The organism is Rufibacter radiotolerans, from assembly GCF_001078055.1.
In the GTDB taxonomy this organism is placed as follows: Bacteria; Bacteroidota; Bacteroidia; order Cytophagales; family Hymenobacteraceae; genus Nibribacter; species Nibribacter radiotolerans.
Genome location: NZ_CP010777.1, coordinates 193,750 through 212,016, shown reverse-complemented (window position 1 = coordinate 212,016; position 18,267 = coordinate 193,750). Strand labels below are relative to the sequence as shown.

Here is an 18,267-nt window from a genome sequence, read left to right as displayed (position 1 = left end):
GCATTGCGCTAAATTAGGTAGCGTTTTACGCCTGTTTTCAGGAAAATGGGCCTAAAACGCCTTTACTCCTAGAATAAGGAAATCAGGTTATTTTTTATCGCTACCCAAGGGCACTGCCTCATTGACAGGCGGTTTCCTGCACACTGGATATCTTGATATGCGGGTAGATCTTAGGAGTGAAGCCGGGGCACTCCGGTACTTCATTGGCGTTGGCGGCTTCGATGGTGATGTACAGTTTTTTTTCCGGCTACCTGATAAATGGGGTGCAGGTCAAAGGTATTGACGTAGACGGTATCATGGCTGGGTTGGGTGTCTACTACCTGGGCGGCTCTGGGGTCTAGAATAGCCAGGACGGTGCCGCAGCCCTGGTCCAAAACTACCGCCGGAAAACATTCACTGAGCACTTCCTCAGGCTTGCAGGAGACTAAAGAGGCCAGCCCCGCGCTCAGCAGGAGAGCCGCTTTCCAATGTTGCATAAGGGATATCTCAGTTTTTCTGGGTGTACCCGAGTAGGGTTTGCTTACGGGAGCAGAAAGGTTTGTTGCTTTTGTTTTTTGTGGGCCAGCGACTTTTTCATTTCCTCTTTAATAGAGGAAAGCATTTGCGCCTCTTTCTCATTTACCACGTCTTTGATTTCTTCTTTAAGCCAAAGGGAAGTACCGCCAATGTACAGGGGCACCGAAAAGATCATAGCCCACGTTCTGGCTACTTTATGGAATGAGTAAGTGGTATTCATACTGGTAATCACTAAAATAATAAACTCCTGCAGAATAAAGGAGACCATTAATATTCCTTAGACCCCTATTGCAGGCAAAAAGTTACTTCCTACTTATTTACCCAGACGCCATCTTCCGCCAATGCTCACGCCTAGCTGGTATGCGTCTGTCTGCTGCTGTTCTTCCCGTAGCAAAGGCGTAAGGGAATAATTAAGTTCTGGCGCCACTATTAGGCTCATGTTTTTTGACACCTCATACCCCAACCCCAGGGAGGTAGACGTGGCAAACTGCCAGGCTTTATACGGCGAATCTTTATCCTTGAAACTAAAACGCAACGCTTCTACCTGCATTGTCTCTGGCGTAATGCTGTTCTGCAATAATAGGTTTACGTGCACGCCTCCAGCCAGATAGCCAAAAAACTTTTTTAAGTTATGCCGGTAAGCCACCCGCAGCGGCAGCCCCAACTGCTGGTACTTGTACCGGGTATTGTACTGCGTGGTGCGGCTCACAGACATAGAAGTGGGAGAAGCGTCTGAATGGAGAGCATTGGCTACCAGCGGCACATTCTTGGCGCTGGTAGCTAGCGCTAGACCGTCAAATGACTGGTTCCTGCTCCCTGCGCCGCCAGATACCAAAAAAGAGGAGCTGGTCTTGGCTTCGTTCTGGGTATACAGGAACCCGCTCTCTAGCTGCCACTTTTCATTGATCTGATAGCTGGCCCCTACCATGGTGCTGTAAGAATAGGTAGGGCTGTAGCTGTTATTGTATTCGTTTACTGCCTCCTGGTACTCATTGGCCATCTCGGGTTGCGAGAAGGAGGCCATAGGCGCATTGCTGGCCTGCCCCAGCTTTACGGGGGCGTACGCATACTGCGGACTATACGCCACGGCCAGGCTCCAGCGCTGCACGGTACCAGTGGGGTTCTTTTCCTCTTTCTCCGCAGGAGTCACCACGGCTACCGCAGATGTCTCTGCCTGCTTCTGCAGCAAGATGGTCTTGGCCCGGGCAGGCTGAACAGAATCTGCGGTTACTGCCAAGGCGTTTATTTCACCAACCCGCCCCGCTAAAGCGGAAAGTTCTTCTACAGAACCCTTAGCCTCTGCGGAAGCTAATGTACCAGCAGCGGTTGGGGTTACAAAGTTGTTAGGTGCTTCCTGTAGCTTCTGGCTAATTCTGGCTTGGTTGGAACCTGAGTGAGCGATGGCGTTTGTTGTTTCAGTCCCTGGCTTTCTCTCATAGATTCGGCCAGCGCCCAAAGGCTTGCTATTCAAATTTCTGTTTTGGCCCTGTTTTCCGGAAAACGTGCCTGAAACAGCCGCGAGCTTTTCTACCGGTTTCTTTGCGGTTGGAGCTGGCTGGTTGCTTTCTGGTTGAGCGGGAGCGTTATTGGTGATAGCGGTAGAAGCCAGCGATTCCTGCGGCTGCGTGGCTGGGGTGGCGCCATTCTTCCAGAGGAAAATAGAAAAGGAGATCAACAGCAGCAAGGCGGCGGCGGCAATGGAACGGTACCATTTTGCCTGCTTCCGGTAATGGTGCAGTTCCTGGTTCTCCAATATAGTATCCAGGTTCTCCCAGATGCGCGGAGGCGGGGTAGACTCCGCGTCTGCCAATCCGTTTCGGAACACCTCCTCCACAGACTGACCTTGCTTCTGCTCAGCCGGTGATTTTTTCATGGTACTGCTCTTTTAACCGTAGCAAGGCCTGTCTTAGACTGGCCCGGGCCCGGGAATATTGTGACTTAGAAGTACTTTCAGTGATGTCCAGCATCTCCCCTATTTCCTTGTGGGAGAAACCCTCAATAGCATATAGGTTAAACACCGCCTGGTACCGCGGCGGAAGGTCCCGCACCAATTGTAACAGCTCCTCATAAGCGAACTGGCCATCCAGAGAATCATGCTCAGAGGCTACATCCCACTCTTCTTCCTGGTCGGTGACCATGAGGTGCCGGTTGCTGTGCTGGTGTTTGATGGCCGTGTTGATGACAATCCGCTTGATCCAGAACTCCAGGGGGCATTCGCCTTTAAAGGTCTTCAGGTACAGAAACACCTTCACAAAAGCATCCTGCAGTATATCTTCGGCCTCAAAATCCGTGCGGGCATACCTCTTGCTTACCGCCAGCATCTTGCCCGCGTACCGTTGGTACAGCAGTTGCTGGGCGTTCCGCTTGCCGGCCACGGCCTCTTTGATGAGGTCAGCCTCGGAGGAATCTCTGGATTTGAAAATCTTCAACGGAGGTTCTGGTAAAGGTAGCTTCCACTGGTAAGAGCCCGGCAGAGCGCCAAAGGTTGCACGGCAAATCAGGGAAAAGAATATTTTCCCGGTTTTTTCAGGGCACTAGATGAATTTTACTCAGATATAAGTAGGAAGGACGAAGCTGGTTTAGGCTTCTTTTGCTAAAAACGGGCTATAAACAGCCTAGCTGTGCCAGATTTGCCAAGCCACCTCGGCCTGAAGGCAAAGCATCTCGTAGCCGTTTATGGTTTTGGCGCCCATCTGCTGGCCGCGCTGCAGGAAAAGGGTTTGAGAAGGGTTGTAGACCAGGTCATACAGATAGTGGTGGCCAGACAGCAGCTCATACGGAATGGCCGGGGCCTCGTCTACCTTGGGATAGGTACCCACCGGCGAGGCATTGATGATCAGTGATACAGCCGACATCACGCTGGGAGAAAGCTCCTGGTAGGTCAGCATGCCGGGCCTTTTCTCCCTGGACACCACCTTGTAGGCGATGTTCATGTACTCCAAAGCGGCCATGACAGCCTTGGCTGCACCGCCCGTGCCCAGCACCAGGGCCTGCGACTGGGAGTAACAATGGTAGAAATTTTGGAGGGACTGCATAAACCCCTGGTAGTCTGAGTTGTGGCCAATGAGTTTGCCGTTCTCAAACTTCACCACGTTGATGGCGCCTATCTTGGCTGCGGTAGGCTCCAGCTCATCCAGATAGGGGATAATGGCTTCCTTGTAAGGAATAGTCACGTTTAACCCCTTCAGGTTGGGGTACCGTTTCAGGAGCGCCGGTAGTTCGGCAATACAATCCAGCTCAAACAAATGGTACTGGCTGTCCTTGATCCCCTCAGAGATGAATTTATCAGTGAAATATTTCTGAGAGAAAGAGTGGGTAAGCTTATAGCCTATTAGCCCGTAGTCATTATGCATATCTGGAGAGAAGGGTGCGAACGACCCTATTGCTGTTTGGGGCTAAATTTATGTTTTACTAACTCAATCACCGGCGGGATGATGGAGATAAGGATGATCCCGAAGATCACCAGCGTAAAATTCTTTTTTACTGCCGGAATGTTCCCGAAGACAAAGCCGGCCAGCACGAAACCAGCCACCCACAAAAAGCCACCAATTACGTTGTAAGACAGGAATTTACTGTATTTCATGGTCCCTACCCCAGCCACAAACGGCGCGAACGTACGGATGATAGGGATAAACCGGGCGAAGATGATGGTTTTGCCCCCGTGCTTCTCATAGAAGGCCTGGGTCTTGTACAGGTACTCCCGCTTCAGGAAGCGGTAATCTCGTTTGAACACCTTGGGCCCAAAATAATCGCCTATCAAATAGTTAAGCGTATCGCCCAGAAAAGCCGCAATGAACAGCAGCAGCACCAGCCACCACACGTTCAGCACCCCGGTCGCGGCAAAGGCCCCGGCGGCAAAGAGAAGCGAGTCTCCTGGCAGAAAAGGCATGACCACCACCCCGGTTTCCACAAAGATGATCAGGAAAAGGATCACGTAGGTCCAGGTGCCATAATCAGAGATAATCTGACTGAGGTGCTGGTCCAGGTGTAAAAACAAATCAATGAACTGCCGGAGTAACTCCATTATGAAAAAGCTATTGGGTTAAACCAGTTTATCTAACATTTCCTTGGCCAGGAAGTGGGTGAACGTATCGCCTCTCAGGCCCAAACGGATAGTTTCCAGCGGGATAATTTCATTAGGCGAGATATTACCCAAGTTCACGTTGGCCCCCAGTAATTTGATAAAGAAGACCTGCTGCGCTTTCTGTGGGGCCTCCCAGATAATTTTCTCAAACGGGATCTTAGTGAGGATCTCCTCCACCAGACCGCTTCTCACCTCACCGGTGGAACGGAACAGGCCCACGTTACCGGCCTCTCTGGACTCCCCGATCACCTTCCAGGCGCCAGCATCCAATTCGGCCTGCATCAGGCTAATCCATTTATAGGGAGGGATAATCTTCTCCGCGTCTTTGGAGCCTACCTCAGACAGGACCGTTACCTGCTCAGACAAAGTCCGGATGTATTGGCACTTGAGGTCATGGTCCATTTCAAGGGAGCCATCAGACACTTCGGCAAACTCTAGCTTATATTTATCCAGCAGACGGCGGTAGTCATCAAACTGGCCTCTAATGATAAAGGCTTCAAACAAGGTACCCCCAAAATAGAAAGGCAGACCGGCTTCTCTGAAAATGGCCAGTTTCTTATCCAAATTAGGCGTCACGAATGACGTAGCCCAGCCCAGCTTCACAATATCTACATACTCTCCGGCAACCTCGGCAAAGTTTTCGGCTTCTCGTAAACTCAGGCCTTTGTCCATGGCCATGGTAAATCCGCTCTCTCTGGGTTTAGAGGTGCGTTCTGGAAGGTGGGAAAGTTCGTAATTCATGTTTAGGGGTTTATTTGCGATACTGGTCAATGAGACGGGCCAGGGCCCGCTGCGATTCCAGCTCTGGAAAGAACTCAAAGAGAAGTCTATGCTTATCGAAGTCCAAAATTAAAGCATTTTCCAGATAATTGTATGCCTGCTTATACTTTCCTGCGGCTAAACTGTAGGCACAGAGCCTGTACTGCAGTTCGGCTTCGTCTGGCTGAAGCTCTAAGGCATTTATTAGAAGGTCAATAGCGCCCTCAAAATTGCCTTGCTCATACAGGATAATGGACCAGTTCAGCCAGATATCTTTGTTTTCAGGGGACAGGTTGCTGGCCTGCTCATAGGCTTCCACGCTAGAGATGACATTGCCCAACTGATACTCCGCCGCCGCCAGGGCCAACCAATAGTCTACATTGTCGGCGTAAAAGGAAATAGCCTTCCGATAATAATGGACTGCTTCCAGCCATTTACCTTGCAGGTCAAGGATCACGCCAATACCAAACCAGGCCTCGTCCATCTCAGGAGAAAGGTCAATGGCCTTTACGTAATACTTATGAGCCAAATCCCACTGCGAAAGCTTTTCATAGCACTCGCCAATGTTGCAAAGAATATCTGCATTGGGCTCTGTGTGCTCCAATGCTCCCTGAAAAGCCTCGATGGCTTTGGTGAACTCTCCCAGATAAACATAGTTATTGGCCAGGTTCACGAAAGCCGGAGCCAGGTCAGGCTGGATCAAAGTGGCATACTCATAGGAAGCTACGGCTTTCTCATAGTTCCCCAGCCTACTTTGCGCTAACCCTAAGTTAAACCAGGCCATGGCCGAATAAGGATCCTCATCTACAAATTCCTGGAAAAAGGCGATCACGCCCTCTCCTTCACCGGTCACTTCCAGACAATACAGTAATTCCTGCAAGGCCAGCTCATTTTCTATGTTCAACCGCAGACTACGCTTGTAGTACTTCATGGCCGCCTTGAACTTGCCCCAGCTCTGGTAAGAAAGCCCGATGTTGAAGTAAATATCATCCTTCACCTCAGATTGCTCTGCCGCCTGCTTAAAGAAATCAATGGCTTGGGCAAAGTCTCCCTTCTGGTTGAAGATAATGCCTTTGGTAACCGGGATGTCCTCATTGGCAGGATCTATCTGGGCTACTTCTTCCACCAAGACCAAGGCCTCATCAAAGGCACCCAGCATGGCCAGCACCTGGGCTTTGTCTATCAGGAGTTCAGTGGAGAAAGGGTATTGGGCAATACCGGCATCACAGGCCTTCAAAGCCTGGCTGTAATTAAAACTATTGGCGTAATAGTCTATAATGCTCTCATAGTCTGAGAGGTCAAAGAACTGTGTATTATTCGTTTCCTGCATGGTCTCAAACCTGTGTACCAGGTCTAAATCCTCACTGGAAAACTCTTCAAAATTATCGTCCATCTACTAGTAAATCTCAACATGGGTAAAAAGTACCCTTCACACTAAACCAACAAAAGAATCTTACAAAGATTCACTCCGCAAAAGCTGCCCGCAACTCCAACGCAGGGTTTCCTCCAAAGGACGAAACGTCATGCCTGTTGCTGCTTTCACTTTATCATTCGCAAAAAAGTGAGCTTCCTTTGCGATACGGGCTGTTTCTTTGGTAATTAAGGGCTTGATACCGGTTAACCTTCCTCTTACCGCTTCAGCCCGCCAAACAATTTCAGCTACCCAGCCTGGGACCTTAAATTTGGGAGGGGTTTTCCCCATTAACCTTGCTACCGCTTCAAAAAAGGATTGATAGGAGGTTTGGTGGCCATTTACAATAAAGCGCTGGCCCCATTGGTTTCCCTGCATGAGTCTCACCATGGCTTCCACCACATCGCGTACATCAACAAAGTTAACATAACCTGCGGTGTAAAAGGGTCGCTGGTCCAGAACATATTTATACAACTGTGTGCTGCTCCTGTCCAGATCTCCGGGGCCCAGAATAACCGAGGGGTTCACGATGACCGCCTGCAGGCCTTCTGATATGCCTCTCCATACTTCCATCTCAGCATAAAACTTAGAAAACGCATACGCTGACCTTTCTGCCATGGGGTCCCACTGTACGTCTTCATGGATTACTTTATCACTGGCTTTTCTGTTGATGGCCGCAATAGAGCTCACATGGCATAAACGCACCTGACCGTTCTGCAGACAGGCATTCACAATGTTGGCGGTTCCCTCCACATTTATTTGCTGCAGCAGGTTTTCATCCTGGGGGGCATAGGATACAAAACCGGCGCAATGGTATACTTCCTCCACATGTTGGACAAGAGTTTGCAGCAACGACGGGTCTAAAATATCGCCTTCAACCCAAGTGAGGTTGGGGTGATCTAAGTTGGAGGACGTCTGCCTCCGCAAAGCGACCACCTCTAAGCCATCCACTAACAGACGCTGCACCAGAAAATGGCCCAGAAGCCCACTCCCACCGGTCACTAATACCTTTTTCAATAGATATGATTTAGAGGGTAGCGTTTAGAAGTGGTAGTCTTAAGGCCTCCTGAAACAATGGCTCTGTCACCGCTCGCTGAAGCACCTGAATATGTTTCATGGCGTGTGTGTCGGTGCCCAAAAACTCAACCGCTTTCCTTTCGATTAACTGCCTGGCCATTTCTTTGGCAGGCTTAGAATAATAACCCGCTATAGAATTGATATTAATCTGGAAAAGGATACCGGTCTCCCTGAGTTCCAAAAGCCTCTCCAGCCTCCCGTAAAAATAGGTATACCGCTCTGGGTGGGCCAATACCGGCGTATAGCCCGCCGTTTGTATGGCAAAAATAATCTGCCGCAGATGTGCCGGCTCATTCATGTAGGAGGTCTCTACCAACAGAAACTTCCGGTCTCCGCCAAAAGACAGCAACTCTTCCCCCTGTTCTATTTTCTCCAGGAACCATTCATCCAGGTAATATTCTGCGGCGCAGGAAAGCTCCATCTCTATTCCTCTGGCAGACACCACCTCCTGAAGCTCTTTCAGTTTAGCCTTTATGGCAACAGGAGTATTCTTGTAAAAGTCCCCCATGATGTGGGGAGTCATACAAAGTTTACGGAAGCCCAGGGAATACAAAGCTTCCAGAAGTTGCATAGATTCTTCCAGCGTGGTGGCCCCATCATCTAAACCCGGAAGCAGATGAGAGTGCATATCAGACACCAGGTCCTGATAAGAAAGAGTTGCCTTGTTCTTATCGCTCCACAGACCCTTAAGTCGACTCCACATGAGGCTTTATTTAAAGATCGATTTTAATTTTGACCCAAAAGTTGGCTTTACCTCTTCATCATAATAGCCTTGCCCATAGCCATATCCATACCCGTAGCCATAGCCGTAACCATAGCCATTCATACTGCTGGCATCATTTAAAATAGCGGCAGTATTATTTAGATGATTGGTTCTTACCAATTTGTCAATGCCTTTCAAAAAGGTTTTCTTGGAATAACCAGCCCTGATTATATAGAGAGGAATATCTGCTTTCCGCATAATCAGCACCCCATCCGTTACCAATCCAACTGGCGGGCTATCCACCAAAATCATATCATAAGTCTGGTGGAGCTCATTTAATACTTCATCAAATCTACCTGACATGATCAATTCAGAGGGGTTAGGCGGAGTAGGCCCCGCTGAGATAAAGTCTAAATCTGTTATAGCGGTAGGTTGCACACATTCGGCTATGGAATGCTTATCAATCAAGATGGTGCTCATGCCTTTGCTATTGTCCCCATCTAAGGCAATATGCACCTTAGGTTTCCGCATGTCAAGGTCCAGAATCACCACTTTCATACCAGACATGGCGATGATACCACCTAAGTTCACAGCCACAAAGGTTTTTCCTTCCCCGCTTATGGTAGATGTAACCGAGATGATTCTTTTTTTCTTGGAGGCACTCATGAACTCCAGGTTAGTCCTGATTGACCTGATTGATTCACTCAGCGCCGACTTAGGGTTCTGATTGACCACCAACTTGGAGAAAGGCATCTTCTGCTTGTCATAGGAAGGTACCACCCCAAGAACTGGCACAGAAGTATTCCGTTCCAACTCTCTAATGTTAGTCACTGTATCATGCATTAGATACCGGGTAGCAATTAAGCCAATACCCAGAAATAATCCACCAGCAATACCAATAGCATATACTAGAAGCCTGTTAGGGGAAATAGGGCTAGACTCACTGGGCAAGCTAGCTGGTGATAACACCTGGAAATCTGGAGTAGTACCTGCCATAGCAATGCCATACTCTACTCTCTTGTTTAAAATTTGGGTAAAGAAGCCTTCGTAAAGGCCAAAGATACGCTCTAACCTTGCTCGTTCGGTTTCTTGGCCAGGCGCCTGCAATATTTTACCCGTAAGTAAAGATTGGTTACGGTTGATATTATCAAGCTTTGCCTGCGCAAGGTTTTTGCTCCCATTGACAACTGCATTCAGCTTATTCTGGGCAAAATTAATTTGCTCCTCTAGAAGGTTATCAGCTACGGTATTCCCCCTGCTGGTCATTCTGGCAGTCCTTTGTCTGGCTTGCAGATCACTAAGTTCCGTTAACTGTTCGGCTAACTGTGGGTCTTGGTTCTCCTGGCCTTGAAGTCCTGAAACAATTAAACCAAGGTCTTCATTCTTCTTAACCTTTGATTGTATGGTGTTCAGGAGTGAAACCTGGAACCTCAGTTCCATTTTTTCTTTCTCTAACTCCTGTACCTGGGTTAGGGCTTCCTGAAGACTGCCTTTAATGTCATAAGACTTATTTTGCCTTACAAACCGTTCAATTTCATTCTCAGCTTTTCTAAGGCTGTCTTCCGTCTCCTTTAATTGATCGTTTAAAAAAGTGAGCGTCTGTCTACTGGCTTGATTGCTTCGCTCCAGTTTCTGCTGCAAATAGACCGCATCAATATTCTCAACAATATCACGCGCCTTGAACCTGTTAAAATCTTTAAAAGAGATTTGGATGGTTTTTGACTCTGGATTTAGAATGGCAGTGGTTAGATTTTCATCAATGTAATTCTTTAACCGCTGATTGCTGTGGATTATAAAATAGTAGGTCTCACCTATATGAGTATTAGAAAAGTTTGAAGAAACTTCAACAGTAACCTTACTTCCCGCAAGGCTTATCTGGTTCCCGACCGCATTGGAAGAAGGAGATCCTTCCTCCCCTACATATATGTTATATTGGCTGGGAGATTTAAATTCAACAAAAATCTTTTGGTCAAACAGGTCAAAGCTGGTGGTATCAAAAGTAACCGAAAATGGACTCTCTTTGTATAGTTCAGCATCTAAAACACGTGCCTTCAGAAAGTAGCTTACCTTCAAAGGCATTCTTTCCTTCAGGCGTTCATATACAATATTAGATTTGATAAGATCAACCTCACCCTGCAACTTACCAATTCCAGATTCTACTTTTAAGCCAGCGCTTTTATCCATTCCAAGGACACCTGCCTCAGACTGCTCATCTAATTTGATAGTGGAAGAAGACTCATAAACTTTTTTGGTATATCTTAAATAAAGGTAAGAACCAGAGGTTCCAAGAAGAACAAGAAGTATTATCCAAGGAATACTTCTCCGAACAACGTGTAATAAGGTAACAAAATCAATCCCTGCTCCGCCGTCATCCTCATCCTCATCCCCAATACCCATACGATGATCCAGTTCATCCAGATCATTGACTGTTTTTACACTCATGAACTTCTATTAAACTAATTAATTATATTCTTGATAACAATATAGGAGGTAAGCACATTAGAGACGGCTCCCAAAACTGTTAAGACATCACGCAGTGACTCATTGAACACTCTTCTTACCGGCTCCACATAAATCACATCATTAGGCTGCACCTTAAGACTAGCTTTTTGCAAACCGGCAATTGTAGATAAATCAATGACATGTACGATAGGCTTACCAGAGGCAACATCTCTGATAAGCCTAATATTTTGGGCTTTACCATTATCTGGCATACCTCCTGCCAATGCCAGAACCTCCACTACATTTATATTCTCATGCGATAAAGGGACTACTCGTCCTCCTGTAGCGCCTAAGACTACCACTCTGCGGCTAATTACCTGAGAGTAAACATAAGTATCTTTATAATAAGTTTCGAATCTACTCTGGAATGCACTATCTGCCTGAGCAAGAGTATATCCCTGTACATTAACGAAACCTATCATCGGCACTTTCACCTCGCCATTAGGCAATACGGTGTACTGTTGCGGCTCCTCCTGTTGCCCTATTTGTTGTTGTCCAACTCCCCCTCTTGAGCCCCCTCTACTTTGGGAGAGTTCCATGAGAAGGAAGTTATTAGGGTCCACCAAAATCTCCCCCTTATTCGTATAGATCCGGATATTTAAAATGTCATTTGGCTGAATCTTGTAGTTTCTTCCTGCTTCGGCTATGGACCCACGTAACAAATCAGCATTTACATCACCTTCGGTTCTGAACATGATGTTCTGCCTGTAGACATTACAGGAGCTCAACCAAAACAGCAAAACATAAAGAAAATACTTTGGTGAAAGCTTTATGCTGGTAAATAGAGGCATAGTAGATTAATAATCTGCAGATATACAGTTGTATTTGCTAACCACAAAACAGTTAGGGCCAACCACAAAGTAAACTAAAAGTAATGGGTACGCCAAATTAGCGAAGACTGTTAACCTCTATCAACGCTATTTCAAGGCGTTTGGTATAACCTTTCAATTATATATAGAGTTCTAAATCTAATAGTTAATAACTTCACCAACCTAACATGCGTTAGGTTGGTGAAGTTATTTTATCTAATTTTAAGACCTAATTGACTTTAAAATCAACTTTGTCTATGCAGCTTAGCTACAATGAAAACCAGCAGATGATTGCTGATATGATCCGTGACTTTGGCGCAAAGTCCATCAAACCAGACATGATGAAATGGGATGAGTCCCAGGAATTCCCGGTGCATGTTTTCAAGCAACTGGGAGAACTGGGTCTGATGGGGGTATTGGTTCCGCAAGAATATGGCGGTTCAGGCTTCGGGTATCTGGAGTATGTGACAGCCATTGCTGAACTATCTAAAATTGACGGCTCCATTGGATTATCTATGGCGGCCCATAACTCCTTGTGCACCGGCCACATTCTGCAGTTTGGCAGTGAGGAGCAGAAAAAGAAATGGTTGCCTAAGCTTGCCACGGCCGAATGGATTGGTGCCTGGGGCCTGACCGAGCCTAACACAGGATCGGACGCGGGTAACATGCGCACGGTGGCCGTAAGAGACGGAGATGACTGGGTACTGAACGGAGCCAAGAACTTCATCACGCACGGTAAATCCAGCAACATAGCGGTTGTGATTGCCAGAACGGGTGAAGTAGGAGACTCAAGAGGCATGACCGCTTTTGTCATTGAAAAACCAACGGCCGGGTTCTCAGCGGGCAGAAAAGAAGACAAGTTAGGCATGCGGGCCTCAGAAACCACTGAATTGATCTTTGAAGACTGCAGAGTACCTCACGCAAACGTTCTAGGGGAAGTGGGCGAAGGCTTTATCCAGTCCATGAAGGTGCTAGACGGAGGCCGTATCTCCATTGCAGCCCTTAGCCTGGGCATTGCGCAAGGCGCTTATGAAGCGGCGTTGGCGTATTCAAAAGAGCGTCATCAATTCAACAAGCCCATCTCTGAGTTCCAAGGCATTGCTTTTAAACTGGCAGATATGGCCACGGAGATTGAGGCCGCAGCCCTCTTAACCTATCGAGCCGCCGCTATGAAGAACCGGGGCGAGAACGTAAACAAAGAATCTGCTATGGCGAAGCTGTATGCCTCAGAAGTATGTGTGCGTGCGGCCAATGAAGGGGTACAGATTTTTGGCGGTTATGGCTATACCAAAGACTACCCGGCGGAGAAATATTACCGTGATTCCAAGCTTTGCACCATAGGCGAAGGAACTTCAGAAATTCAGAAACTTGTTATTTCAAGAGCAGTATTAAAATAATTGAGCAACAGCGCTTGACTGTCAGTGGATTTGTGAATATCTTTGCAATCCTTAAAAACAATTGACTTTAAAATCAATCTATTATATGATCATCATTAACGTAAAGGATAACGAGTCAGTAGACAAAGCCTTAAAGAGATTCAAAAAGAAATTTGAGAGAACAGGTGTGTTGAAGCAATTGCGCGCTAGAACGTTCTTCCAGAAGCCTTCTGTTACCAAGAGAAAGCAAAAGGAGAGAGCCGTTTACAAGCAACAATTGTTCGCAACTGATAACTACTAGGCTTTACTGATACAACCTACGTGGTAATTCCATAAATTAGGGGAAAGGTCTGACAAAGGCCGGCTTCCTTAATTTATGGAATTATTTTTTAAATACCTTCAGTACGAAAAGCGGTTCAGCCCGCATACCATCATCTCTTACCAGACCGATCTGCAGCAGTTTAAAGACTATTTGCAGGAGGTGTATGAGGTAGAAGATATCAAGGCGGCTGATCATGCCATTATCCGCTCCTGGGTGGTAGCCTTAGTCCAAAAGGATCTGGATAGCCGTACCATTCACCGCAAGATTGCCTCCCTCCGCTCCTATTTCCGGTTTTTAATGCGCCGCGGCGAAGTAGAATCTAATCCTACCGTACGCATTAAAGCGCCCAAACTTGCCAAAAAGCTTCCCTCCTTCATACCTGAAGATGCCTTCACGCAGGTCCTGGACCAAGGTTCTTTTTCAGAAGATTTTAAAGGGCACCGTGAGAAGTTGATCCTGGAGCTTTTGTATGGCACTGGCATGCGTTTGGCCGAACTCACCAACCTCAAACTGACAGACATCAACCTTTCCTCCAGCACCTTAAAGGTTTTAGGGAAAGGCAATAAGGAGCGCATTTTACCCTTGAACCCCTCTTTGGTGAACACGCTTTCTGGCTATATAAAGGAGCGGCAAGCTACCTTCCCAGATAACAATTCTCCATTTCTCTTCGTTACGGATAAAGAGGCTCCCCTCTACCCAAAGTACGTATACCGCGTGGTAAAGAAGTATATGAGCACCGTGTCTACCGCCCAGAAGAATAGCCCGCACGTGCTTCGCCATTCCTTTGCCACGCATCTATTGAACCGTGGGGCAGACTTGGGGGCCATTAAAGATTTGCTTGGGCACGCCAGTCTGGCGGCAACCCAGGTCTATACTCATAATTCTATTGAGAAACTCAAAGCCGTCTTTGAGAAAGCTCATCCCAAAGCTTAATTCGTATCACCCTAAAGAAGTAAACTATGAAACTGCAAATTCAATCTGTACATTTCACCGCAGACCAAAGCCTGTTAGATTTCCTGCAAAGAAAACTAGACAAGTTAGATACCTTTTTTGACCGGATTATAAGCGGCGAAGTGATCCTGCGTGTGCAGAAACCAGAAGCGCATGACAATAAATTAGTGGAGATTAAGTTATTTGTGCCTGGAGCCACCCTGTTCTGTAAAGAAGAAGCCAACTCTTTTGAGACGGCCACAGACAAGGCGGTAGAAGACATGAAGAAGCAATTGATCAAACATAAAGACAAACTGGCTACTTACTAAGGGCCAGTTCAAGATCCCAGTAAATAAAAAGAGCCTCCATGGAGGCTCTTTTTATTTACTGGGAATTGGTAAGATTACAGATTGAAGGAAGCTTTGATTCTATCCACGTAATCTAACTTCTCCCAGGTAAAGGTTTCAAACTCGCGCTCCTCTACCTGGCCGTTTACTTTGTATTGCACTTTTTTCACGCCTGCCTCCCGGCCCATATGGCCGTATGCGGCAGTTTCAGAGAAGATAGGGTTCTGGAGACCAAAGCGCTTTACAATATCATAAGGCCTCATCTCAAACAGCTCGTTCACCTTATCGGCAATCTCACCGTCAGTCATGGTCTCCCCGTTGGCTCCGGTCACCTTAGTGGTTCCGTAGGTGGTAACGTAGAGGCCTACCGGCTCTGCCACGCCAATAGCATAGGCTACCTGCACCAGTACCTGGTCGGCTACGCCGGCAGCTACCAGGTTCTTGGCAATGTGCCGCGCAGCATAGGCCGCAGAACGGTCTACTTTAGAAGAGTCTTTTCCGGAGAATGCCCCGCCGCCGTGGGCGCCTTTGCCACCGTAGGTATCTACAATGATCTTACGGCCGGTCAAGCCGGTGTCCCCGTGCGGTCCGCCAATCACGAATTTCCCGGTAGGGTTAATGTGGTAGGTAATATCATCTGCGAACAGATCAGCGGTGCGCTGTGGCAGCTTGCTTTTCACCCTTGGCAGGAGAATGTTCAACACATCTTCTTTGATCTTGGCCACCATTTTCTCTTCGGCCTGCTTAGAGGCGGCCTTGTCATTGGCATCTGAGCTTTCAAACTCATCATGCTGGGTAGAGATAACAATGGTGTCAATCTTCTCCGGAACGTGGGTATCTGAGTAACGGATGGTTACCTGAGATTTGGCGTCTGGACGCAGGTAGGTCATTTCTTTCCCTTCCTTCCGGACAGCAGCCAATTCTTTCAAGAGAAGGTGCGAGATCTCCAATGCCAGGGGCATGTAGCTATCGGTCTCATTGGTGGCGTAGCCAAACATCATGCCCTGGTCGCCTGCGCCCTGGTCTTCTGGCTTGGCACGCTCTACTCCTTGGTTAATATCATCTGACTGCTCATGAATGGCAGAGATAATTCCGCAGGCCTCGGCATCAAACTTATATTCAGATTTGGTATAACCAATACGGGCAATTACTTCACGGGCAACCTTCTGCACGTCTACGTAAGCCTGCGTTTTCACTTCACCGCTTAATACCACCAAACCGGTGGTTACCAAGGTTTCACAAGCCACTTTAGATTGAGGGTCCTGCTTAAGGAACTCATCTAACAGGGCATCAGAGATTTGGTCGGCTACTTTATCCGGGTGCCCTTCGGATACCGACTCAGATGTAAAAAGATAAGGCATTATCTAAAAGTTAGGTACAATGTAATGGCAGCCTCGGCCGCAAGAGACAAAATTAACGTAATTGATGGAGATGCAAAAGTTTACTTGTAAAACAGGTGGGCGGCGGGTCTGAAGATGGGTGCGTGCAAACGCGAAGCAGCAGTCTGTTATGGGCACGTTTTCGGGAAAACAGGTTTAAAACGCCAGCGGAACATAATAACAAAAAATGCCTGGTTGGCTTGGGCAGAAACTTTTTACCCCTCCTCCCGTTTCACAAAAAACTTTACTACCCATTTAGAATCTCACCTTTATTTATGAAGAAATTCTTCTATTCTTTAGTTATTTCCCTGTTTACTGTTTCTCAGGTGGTTGGCCAGTCAGCCTCCCCTTATAAGACTTCTTTCAAAGTAGACGCGCCCATCACGGCCGCCGGCATGGGATTAAGTGGATTAGGCTTGTACCTCATGCAGCAGAAATCTGCCTTTACCCCTGAGCAGGCCGAGGCCGTACAGAAAAGCAATGTCAATTCCTTTGACCGATTTGCCGCTGGCAACCATAGTGAAAGCGCCAAAAAAGTAAGCGATGTCATGCTGTACAGCTCACTGGCCGCCCCCGCGTTACTGCTCTTTGACCCAGAGATAAAGGCTAAAACCGGCCAGGTGATGGTGTTGTATGTAGAGACCATGGCCATTACGGGTACGCTCTTTACCATGGGGTCTGCTGCCAACCCACGGGTTCGGCCGCTGGTCTATGATAAATCAGGAGCAGTGCCTACCAGCGAGAAAACCCGGGCCAACGCCCATAACTCTTTTTACGCCGGCCATACTGCGGCAGTGTCTACTATAACTTTCTTCACGGCCAAGATTTTCCATGACTTCAACCCGGACTCTCCGGCTCGCCCCTTTGTGTGGGCTGGAGCGGCCCTGGTACCGGCGGCAGTAGGATATCTGCGCCTGGAAGCAGGAAAGCATTTTCTCAGTGATAACCTCATTGGCTATGGCGTAGGGGCTGTGGTAGGAATTGTGGTGCCCCAATTGCATAAGAAGGGCAACAACAGTGGCCTTTCCGTCTCCCCTAGCGTGATTCCTGTGCTTGGCGAAAACCTGGATGGCGTAACCCTGCAGTATAAATTTTAAGCCTTAACCCGTGCGTCTCCTTCAAGTCCTTCTCTCTTTGCAGGTTATTATCTGCTGGGTAGACCCTTCTACGGGGCTTGGCCAGAGTGGCTCCCGCCTCTATCATACCAACGTGATAAAAGATGGGGCCATCACGGCGGGCGGAATAGCCATGGCCGTAACGGGGTCCATGATGATCCTGGATAAGCCCAAGCTAACGGAGAATGACTTGCGCGGTCTGGATAAAAGCCAGGTAAATGCCTTTGACCGTTTCGGAGCAGGCTATTATAGCAAAAGCGCCCAGGAACTGAGTGATATCCCCTTCTACACTTCGTTTGCCTTGCCCCTGCTTTTGCTGGCCGACAAAGAAGCCTTGCCACAAGCGGGTGATATTTACTTTTTGTACGCCGAGACGGTGTCTCTGGCGGGTGGCCTTTATGCCCTTACGGCCGGGCTCACCAACCGGAAGCGACCCAATGTCTATGCCACGCAGGCCCCGCTGGAGGAACGGCTGCACAAGTACGCCACTAATTCCTTTTATGCCGGCCATACCTCAGCCACTGCCAGTGCCACGTTTTTCGCCGCGAAGGTATTCCATGACCTTCACCCGGATTCTCCCTGGAAACCAGTGGTCTGGGGAGCCGCGGCAGCGGTACCGGCCACGGTGGGCTACTTAAGACTGAAGGCAGGGAAGCATTTCTTGAGTGATAACCTACTAGGGTTTACCATAGGAGCCGGCATTGGCATCTTAGTCCCGGAACTACATAAGCGCAAAGACCAACTGGGCTGGAACCTGGTTCCGGTAACCGAAACCCTGGCGGGAGAATTTACCCAAGGCGTGGCGCTTACCCGACGGTTTTGACCTGTTTTCTAAAGCCATAGCCCCAAAACGCCTCCGCCGAATCTTCTGATTCGGCGGAGGCGTTTTGGGGCTATGGCTTTATAGTCGTTTGCCAGTTAATTATTGGAATCTGCT

General features: G+C 47.9%; 19 protein-coding genes. 6 read left to right on the top strand and 13 right to left on the bottom strand.

The annotated features are described in order from the left end of the window. Positions 1-200 precede the first annotated feature (200 nt). The 12 genes from TH63_RS00810 to TH63_RS00755 all read right to left on the bottom strand — a co-directional run bounded on the left by TH63_RS00810 (position 201) and on the right by TH63_RS00755 (position 11,843). Positions 201-476 carry a hypothetical protein gene (locus tag TH63_RS00810; RefSeq protein ID WP_048919250.1) on the bottom strand — a complete coding sequence of 92 codons (276 nt, stop codon included), beginning with the start codon at positions 474-476 and terminating at the stop codon, positions 201-203. A 44-nt stretch (positions 477-520) separates the two neighbouring features. Next, positions 521-736 carry a hypothetical protein gene (locus TH63_RS00805; RefSeq protein ID WP_156180275.1) on the bottom strand — a complete coding sequence of 72 codons (216 nt, stop codon included), beginning with the start codon at positions 734-736 and terminating at the stop codon, positions 521-523. A gap of 93 nt (positions 737-829) precedes the next feature. Further along, a complete protein-coding gene (locus TH63_RS00800) occupies positions 830-2,389 on the bottom strand; it encodes an outer membrane beta-barrel protein (protein WP_048919248.1) in 1,560 nt (519 codons plus the stop codon). Then, the gene (locus tag TH63_RS00795; protein ID WP_082161512.1) at positions 2,370-2,945 is read right to left on the bottom strand and encodes an RNA polymerase sigma factor; all 576 of its coding nucleotides are present in this window, start codon (positions 2,943-2,945) and stop codon (positions 2,370-2,372) included. Before TH63_RS00795 ends, TH63_RS00800 begins: the two co-directional genes overlap by 20 nt. Positions 2,946-3,131: 186 nt before the next feature. Then, complete coding sequence (locus TH63_RS00790) at positions 3,132-3,869, bottom strand: shikimate dehydrogenase family protein (RefSeq protein WP_048919247.1); 738 nt, start codon at positions 3,867-3,869, stop codon at positions 3,132-3,134. Between the two features lie 26 nt (positions 3,870-3,895). Beyond that, the gene (locus TH63_RS00785) at positions 3,896-4,540 is read right to left on the bottom strand and encodes a DedA family protein (RefSeq protein WP_048919246.1); all 645 of its coding nucleotides are present in this window, start codon (positions 4,538-4,540) and stop codon (positions 3,896-3,898) included. Positions 4,541-4,558: 18 nt separating this feature from the next. Then, complete coding sequence (locus tag TH63_RS00780) at positions 4,559-5,341, bottom strand: phosphosulfolactate synthase (RefSeq protein ID WP_048919245.1); 783 nt, start codon at positions 5,339-5,341, stop codon at positions 4,559-4,561. A 10-nt stretch (positions 5,342-5,351) separates the two neighbouring features. After that, complete coding sequence (locus TH63_RS00775) at positions 5,352-6,752, bottom strand: tetratricopeptide repeat protein (RefSeq protein WP_048919244.1); 1,401 nt, start codon at positions 6,750-6,752, stop codon at positions 5,352-5,354. 60 nt (positions 6,753-6,812) lie between these two features. Then, the gene (locus TH63_RS00770; protein ID WP_048919243.1) at positions 6,813-7,787 is read right to left on the bottom strand and encodes an NAD-dependent epimerase/dehydratase family protein; all 975 of its coding nucleotides are present in this window, start codon (positions 7,785-7,787) and stop codon (positions 6,813-6,815) included. A gap of 10 nt (positions 7,788-7,797) precedes the next feature. Continuing rightward, positions 7,798-8,550, bottom strand: a complete 753-nt coding sequence (locus TH63_RS00765) for a tyrosine-protein phosphatase (protein WP_048919242.1) — start codon at positions 8,548-8,550, stop codon at positions 7,798-7,800. A gap of 6 nt (positions 8,551-8,556) precedes the next feature. After that, a complete protein-coding gene (locus tag TH63_RS00760) occupies positions 8,557-10,992 on the bottom strand; it encodes a GumC family protein (protein ID WP_048919241.1) in 2,436 nt (811 codons plus the stop codon). Positions 10,993-11,006: 14 nt separating this feature from the next. Then, complete coding sequence (locus TH63_RS00755; RefSeq protein WP_082161511.1) at positions 11,007-11,843, bottom strand: polysaccharide biosynthesis/export family protein; 837 nt, start codon at positions 11,841-11,843, stop codon at positions 11,007-11,009. 275 nt (positions 11,844-12,118) lie between these two features. Between TH63_RS00755 and TH63_RS00750 the strand changes: the two genes are divergently transcribed. The 4 genes from TH63_RS00750 (at position 12,119) to hpf (ending at position 14,818) form a co-directional block, all read left to right on the top strand. Beyond that, positions 12,119-13,258, top strand: a complete 1,140-nt coding sequence (locus TH63_RS00750; RefSeq protein WP_048919239.1) for an acyl-CoA dehydrogenase — start codon at positions 12,119-12,121, stop codon at positions 13,256-13,258. 85 nt (positions 13,259-13,343) lie between these two features. Then, on the top strand, positions 13,344-13,538 hold the full coding sequence (gene rpsU / locus TH63_RS00745) for a 30S ribosomal protein S21 (protein ID WP_048919238.1): 195 nt from the start codon (positions 13,344-13,346) through the stop codon (positions 13,536-13,538). Between the two features lie 75 nt (positions 13,539-13,613). After that, positions 13,614-14,492, top strand: coding sequence for a tyrosine-type recombinase/integrase (locus TH63_RS00740; protein WP_048919237.1), 879 nt, complete (start codon positions 13,614-13,616; stop codon positions 14,490-14,492). 26 nt (positions 14,493-14,518) lie between these two features. Beyond that, on the top strand, positions 14,519-14,818 hold the full coding sequence (hpf, locus tag TH63_RS00735; RefSeq protein WP_048919236.1) for a ribosome hibernation-promoting factor, HPF/YfiA family: 300 nt from the start codon (positions 14,519-14,521) through the stop codon (positions 14,816-14,818). Between the two features lie 74 nt (positions 14,819-14,892). Here hpf and metK read toward each other — a convergent pair whose 3' ends face one another. Next, positions 14,893-16,197: a methionine adenosyltransferase gene (gene metK, locus TH63_RS00730; RefSeq protein WP_048919235.1), complete on the bottom strand. Its 1,305-nt coding sequence runs from the start codon at positions 16,195-16,197 to the stop codon at positions 14,893-14,895. A 293-nt stretch (positions 16,198-16,490) separates the two neighbouring features. Here metK and TH63_RS00725 point away from each other — a divergent pair, with 293 nt between their 5' ends. Next, positions 16,491-17,312 (top strand): phosphatase PAP2 family protein, encoded by an 822-nt coding sequence (locus TH63_RS00725; protein WP_048919234.1) that lies wholly within the window; start codon positions 16,491-16,493, stop codon positions 17,310-17,312. A 10-nt stretch (positions 17,313-17,322) separates the two neighbouring features. After that, the gene (locus TH63_RS00720; protein ID WP_156180273.1) at positions 17,323-18,153 is read left to right on the top strand and encodes a phosphatase PAP2 family protein; all 831 of its coding nucleotides are present in this window, start codon (positions 17,323-17,325) and stop codon (positions 18,151-18,153) included. The last annotated feature ends 114 nt before the right edge of the window (positions 18,154-18,267 follow it).

Coding starts and splice junctions, on each gene's coding strand:
- TH63_RS00790 (WP_048919247.1), bottom strand. CDS start 3,869: ATGCATAATGACTACGGGCTAATAGGCTATAAGCTTACCCACTCTTTC.
- TH63_RS00785 (WP_048919246.1), bottom strand. CDS start 4,540: ATGGAGTTACTCCGGCAGTTCATTGATTTGTTTTTACACCTGGACCAG.
- hpf (WP_048919236.1), top strand. CDS start 14,519: ATGAAACTGCAAATTCAATCTGTACATTTCACCGCAGACCAAAGCCTG.
- TH63_RS00810 (WP_048919250.1), bottom strand. CDS start 476: ATGCAACATTGGAAAGCGGCTCTCCTGCTGAGCGCGGGGCTGGCCTCT.
- rpsU (WP_048919238.1), top strand. CDS start 13,344: ATGATCATCATTAACGTAAAGGATAACGAGTCAGTAGACAAAGCCTTA.
- TH63_RS00765 (WP_048919242.1), bottom strand. CDS start 8,550: ATGTGGAGTCGACTTAAGGGTCTGTGGAGCGATAAGAACAAGGCAACT.
- TH63_RS00800 (WP_048919248.1), bottom strand. CDS start 2,389: ATGAAAAAATCACCGGCTGAGCAGAAGCAAGGTCAGTCTGTGGAGGAG.
- TH63_RS00750 (WP_048919239.1), top strand. CDS start 12,119: ATGCAGCTTAGCTACAATGAAAACCAGCAGATGATTGCTGATATGATC.
- TH63_RS00725 (WP_048919234.1), top strand. CDS start 16,491: ATGAAGAAATTCTTCTATTCTTTAGTTATTTCCCTGTTTACTGTTTCT.
- TH63_RS00775 (WP_048919244.1), bottom strand. CDS start 6,752: ATGGACGATAATTTTGAAGAGTTTTCCAGTGAGGATTTAGACCTGGTA.
- TH63_RS00805 (WP_156180275.1), bottom strand. CDS start 736: ATGAATACCACTTACTCATTCCATAAAGTAGCCAGAACGTGGGCTATG.
- TH63_RS00760 (WP_048919241.1), bottom strand. CDS start 10,992: ATGAGTGTAAAAACAGTCAATGATCTGGATGAACTGGATCATCGTATG.
- metK (WP_048919235.1), bottom strand. CDS start 16,197: ATGCCTTATCTTTTTACATCTGAGTCGGTATCCGAAGGGCACCCGGAT.
- TH63_RS00755 (WP_082161511.1), bottom strand. CDS start 11,843: ATGCCTCTATTTACCAGCATAAAGCTTTCACCAAAGTATTTTCTTTAT.
- TH63_RS00740 (WP_048919237.1), top strand. CDS start 13,614: ATGGAATTATTTTTTAAATACCTTCAGTACGAAAAGCGGTTCAGCCCG.
- TH63_RS00780 (WP_048919245.1), bottom strand. CDS start 5,341: ATGAATTACGAACTTTCCCACCTTCCAGAACGCACCTCTAAACCCAGA.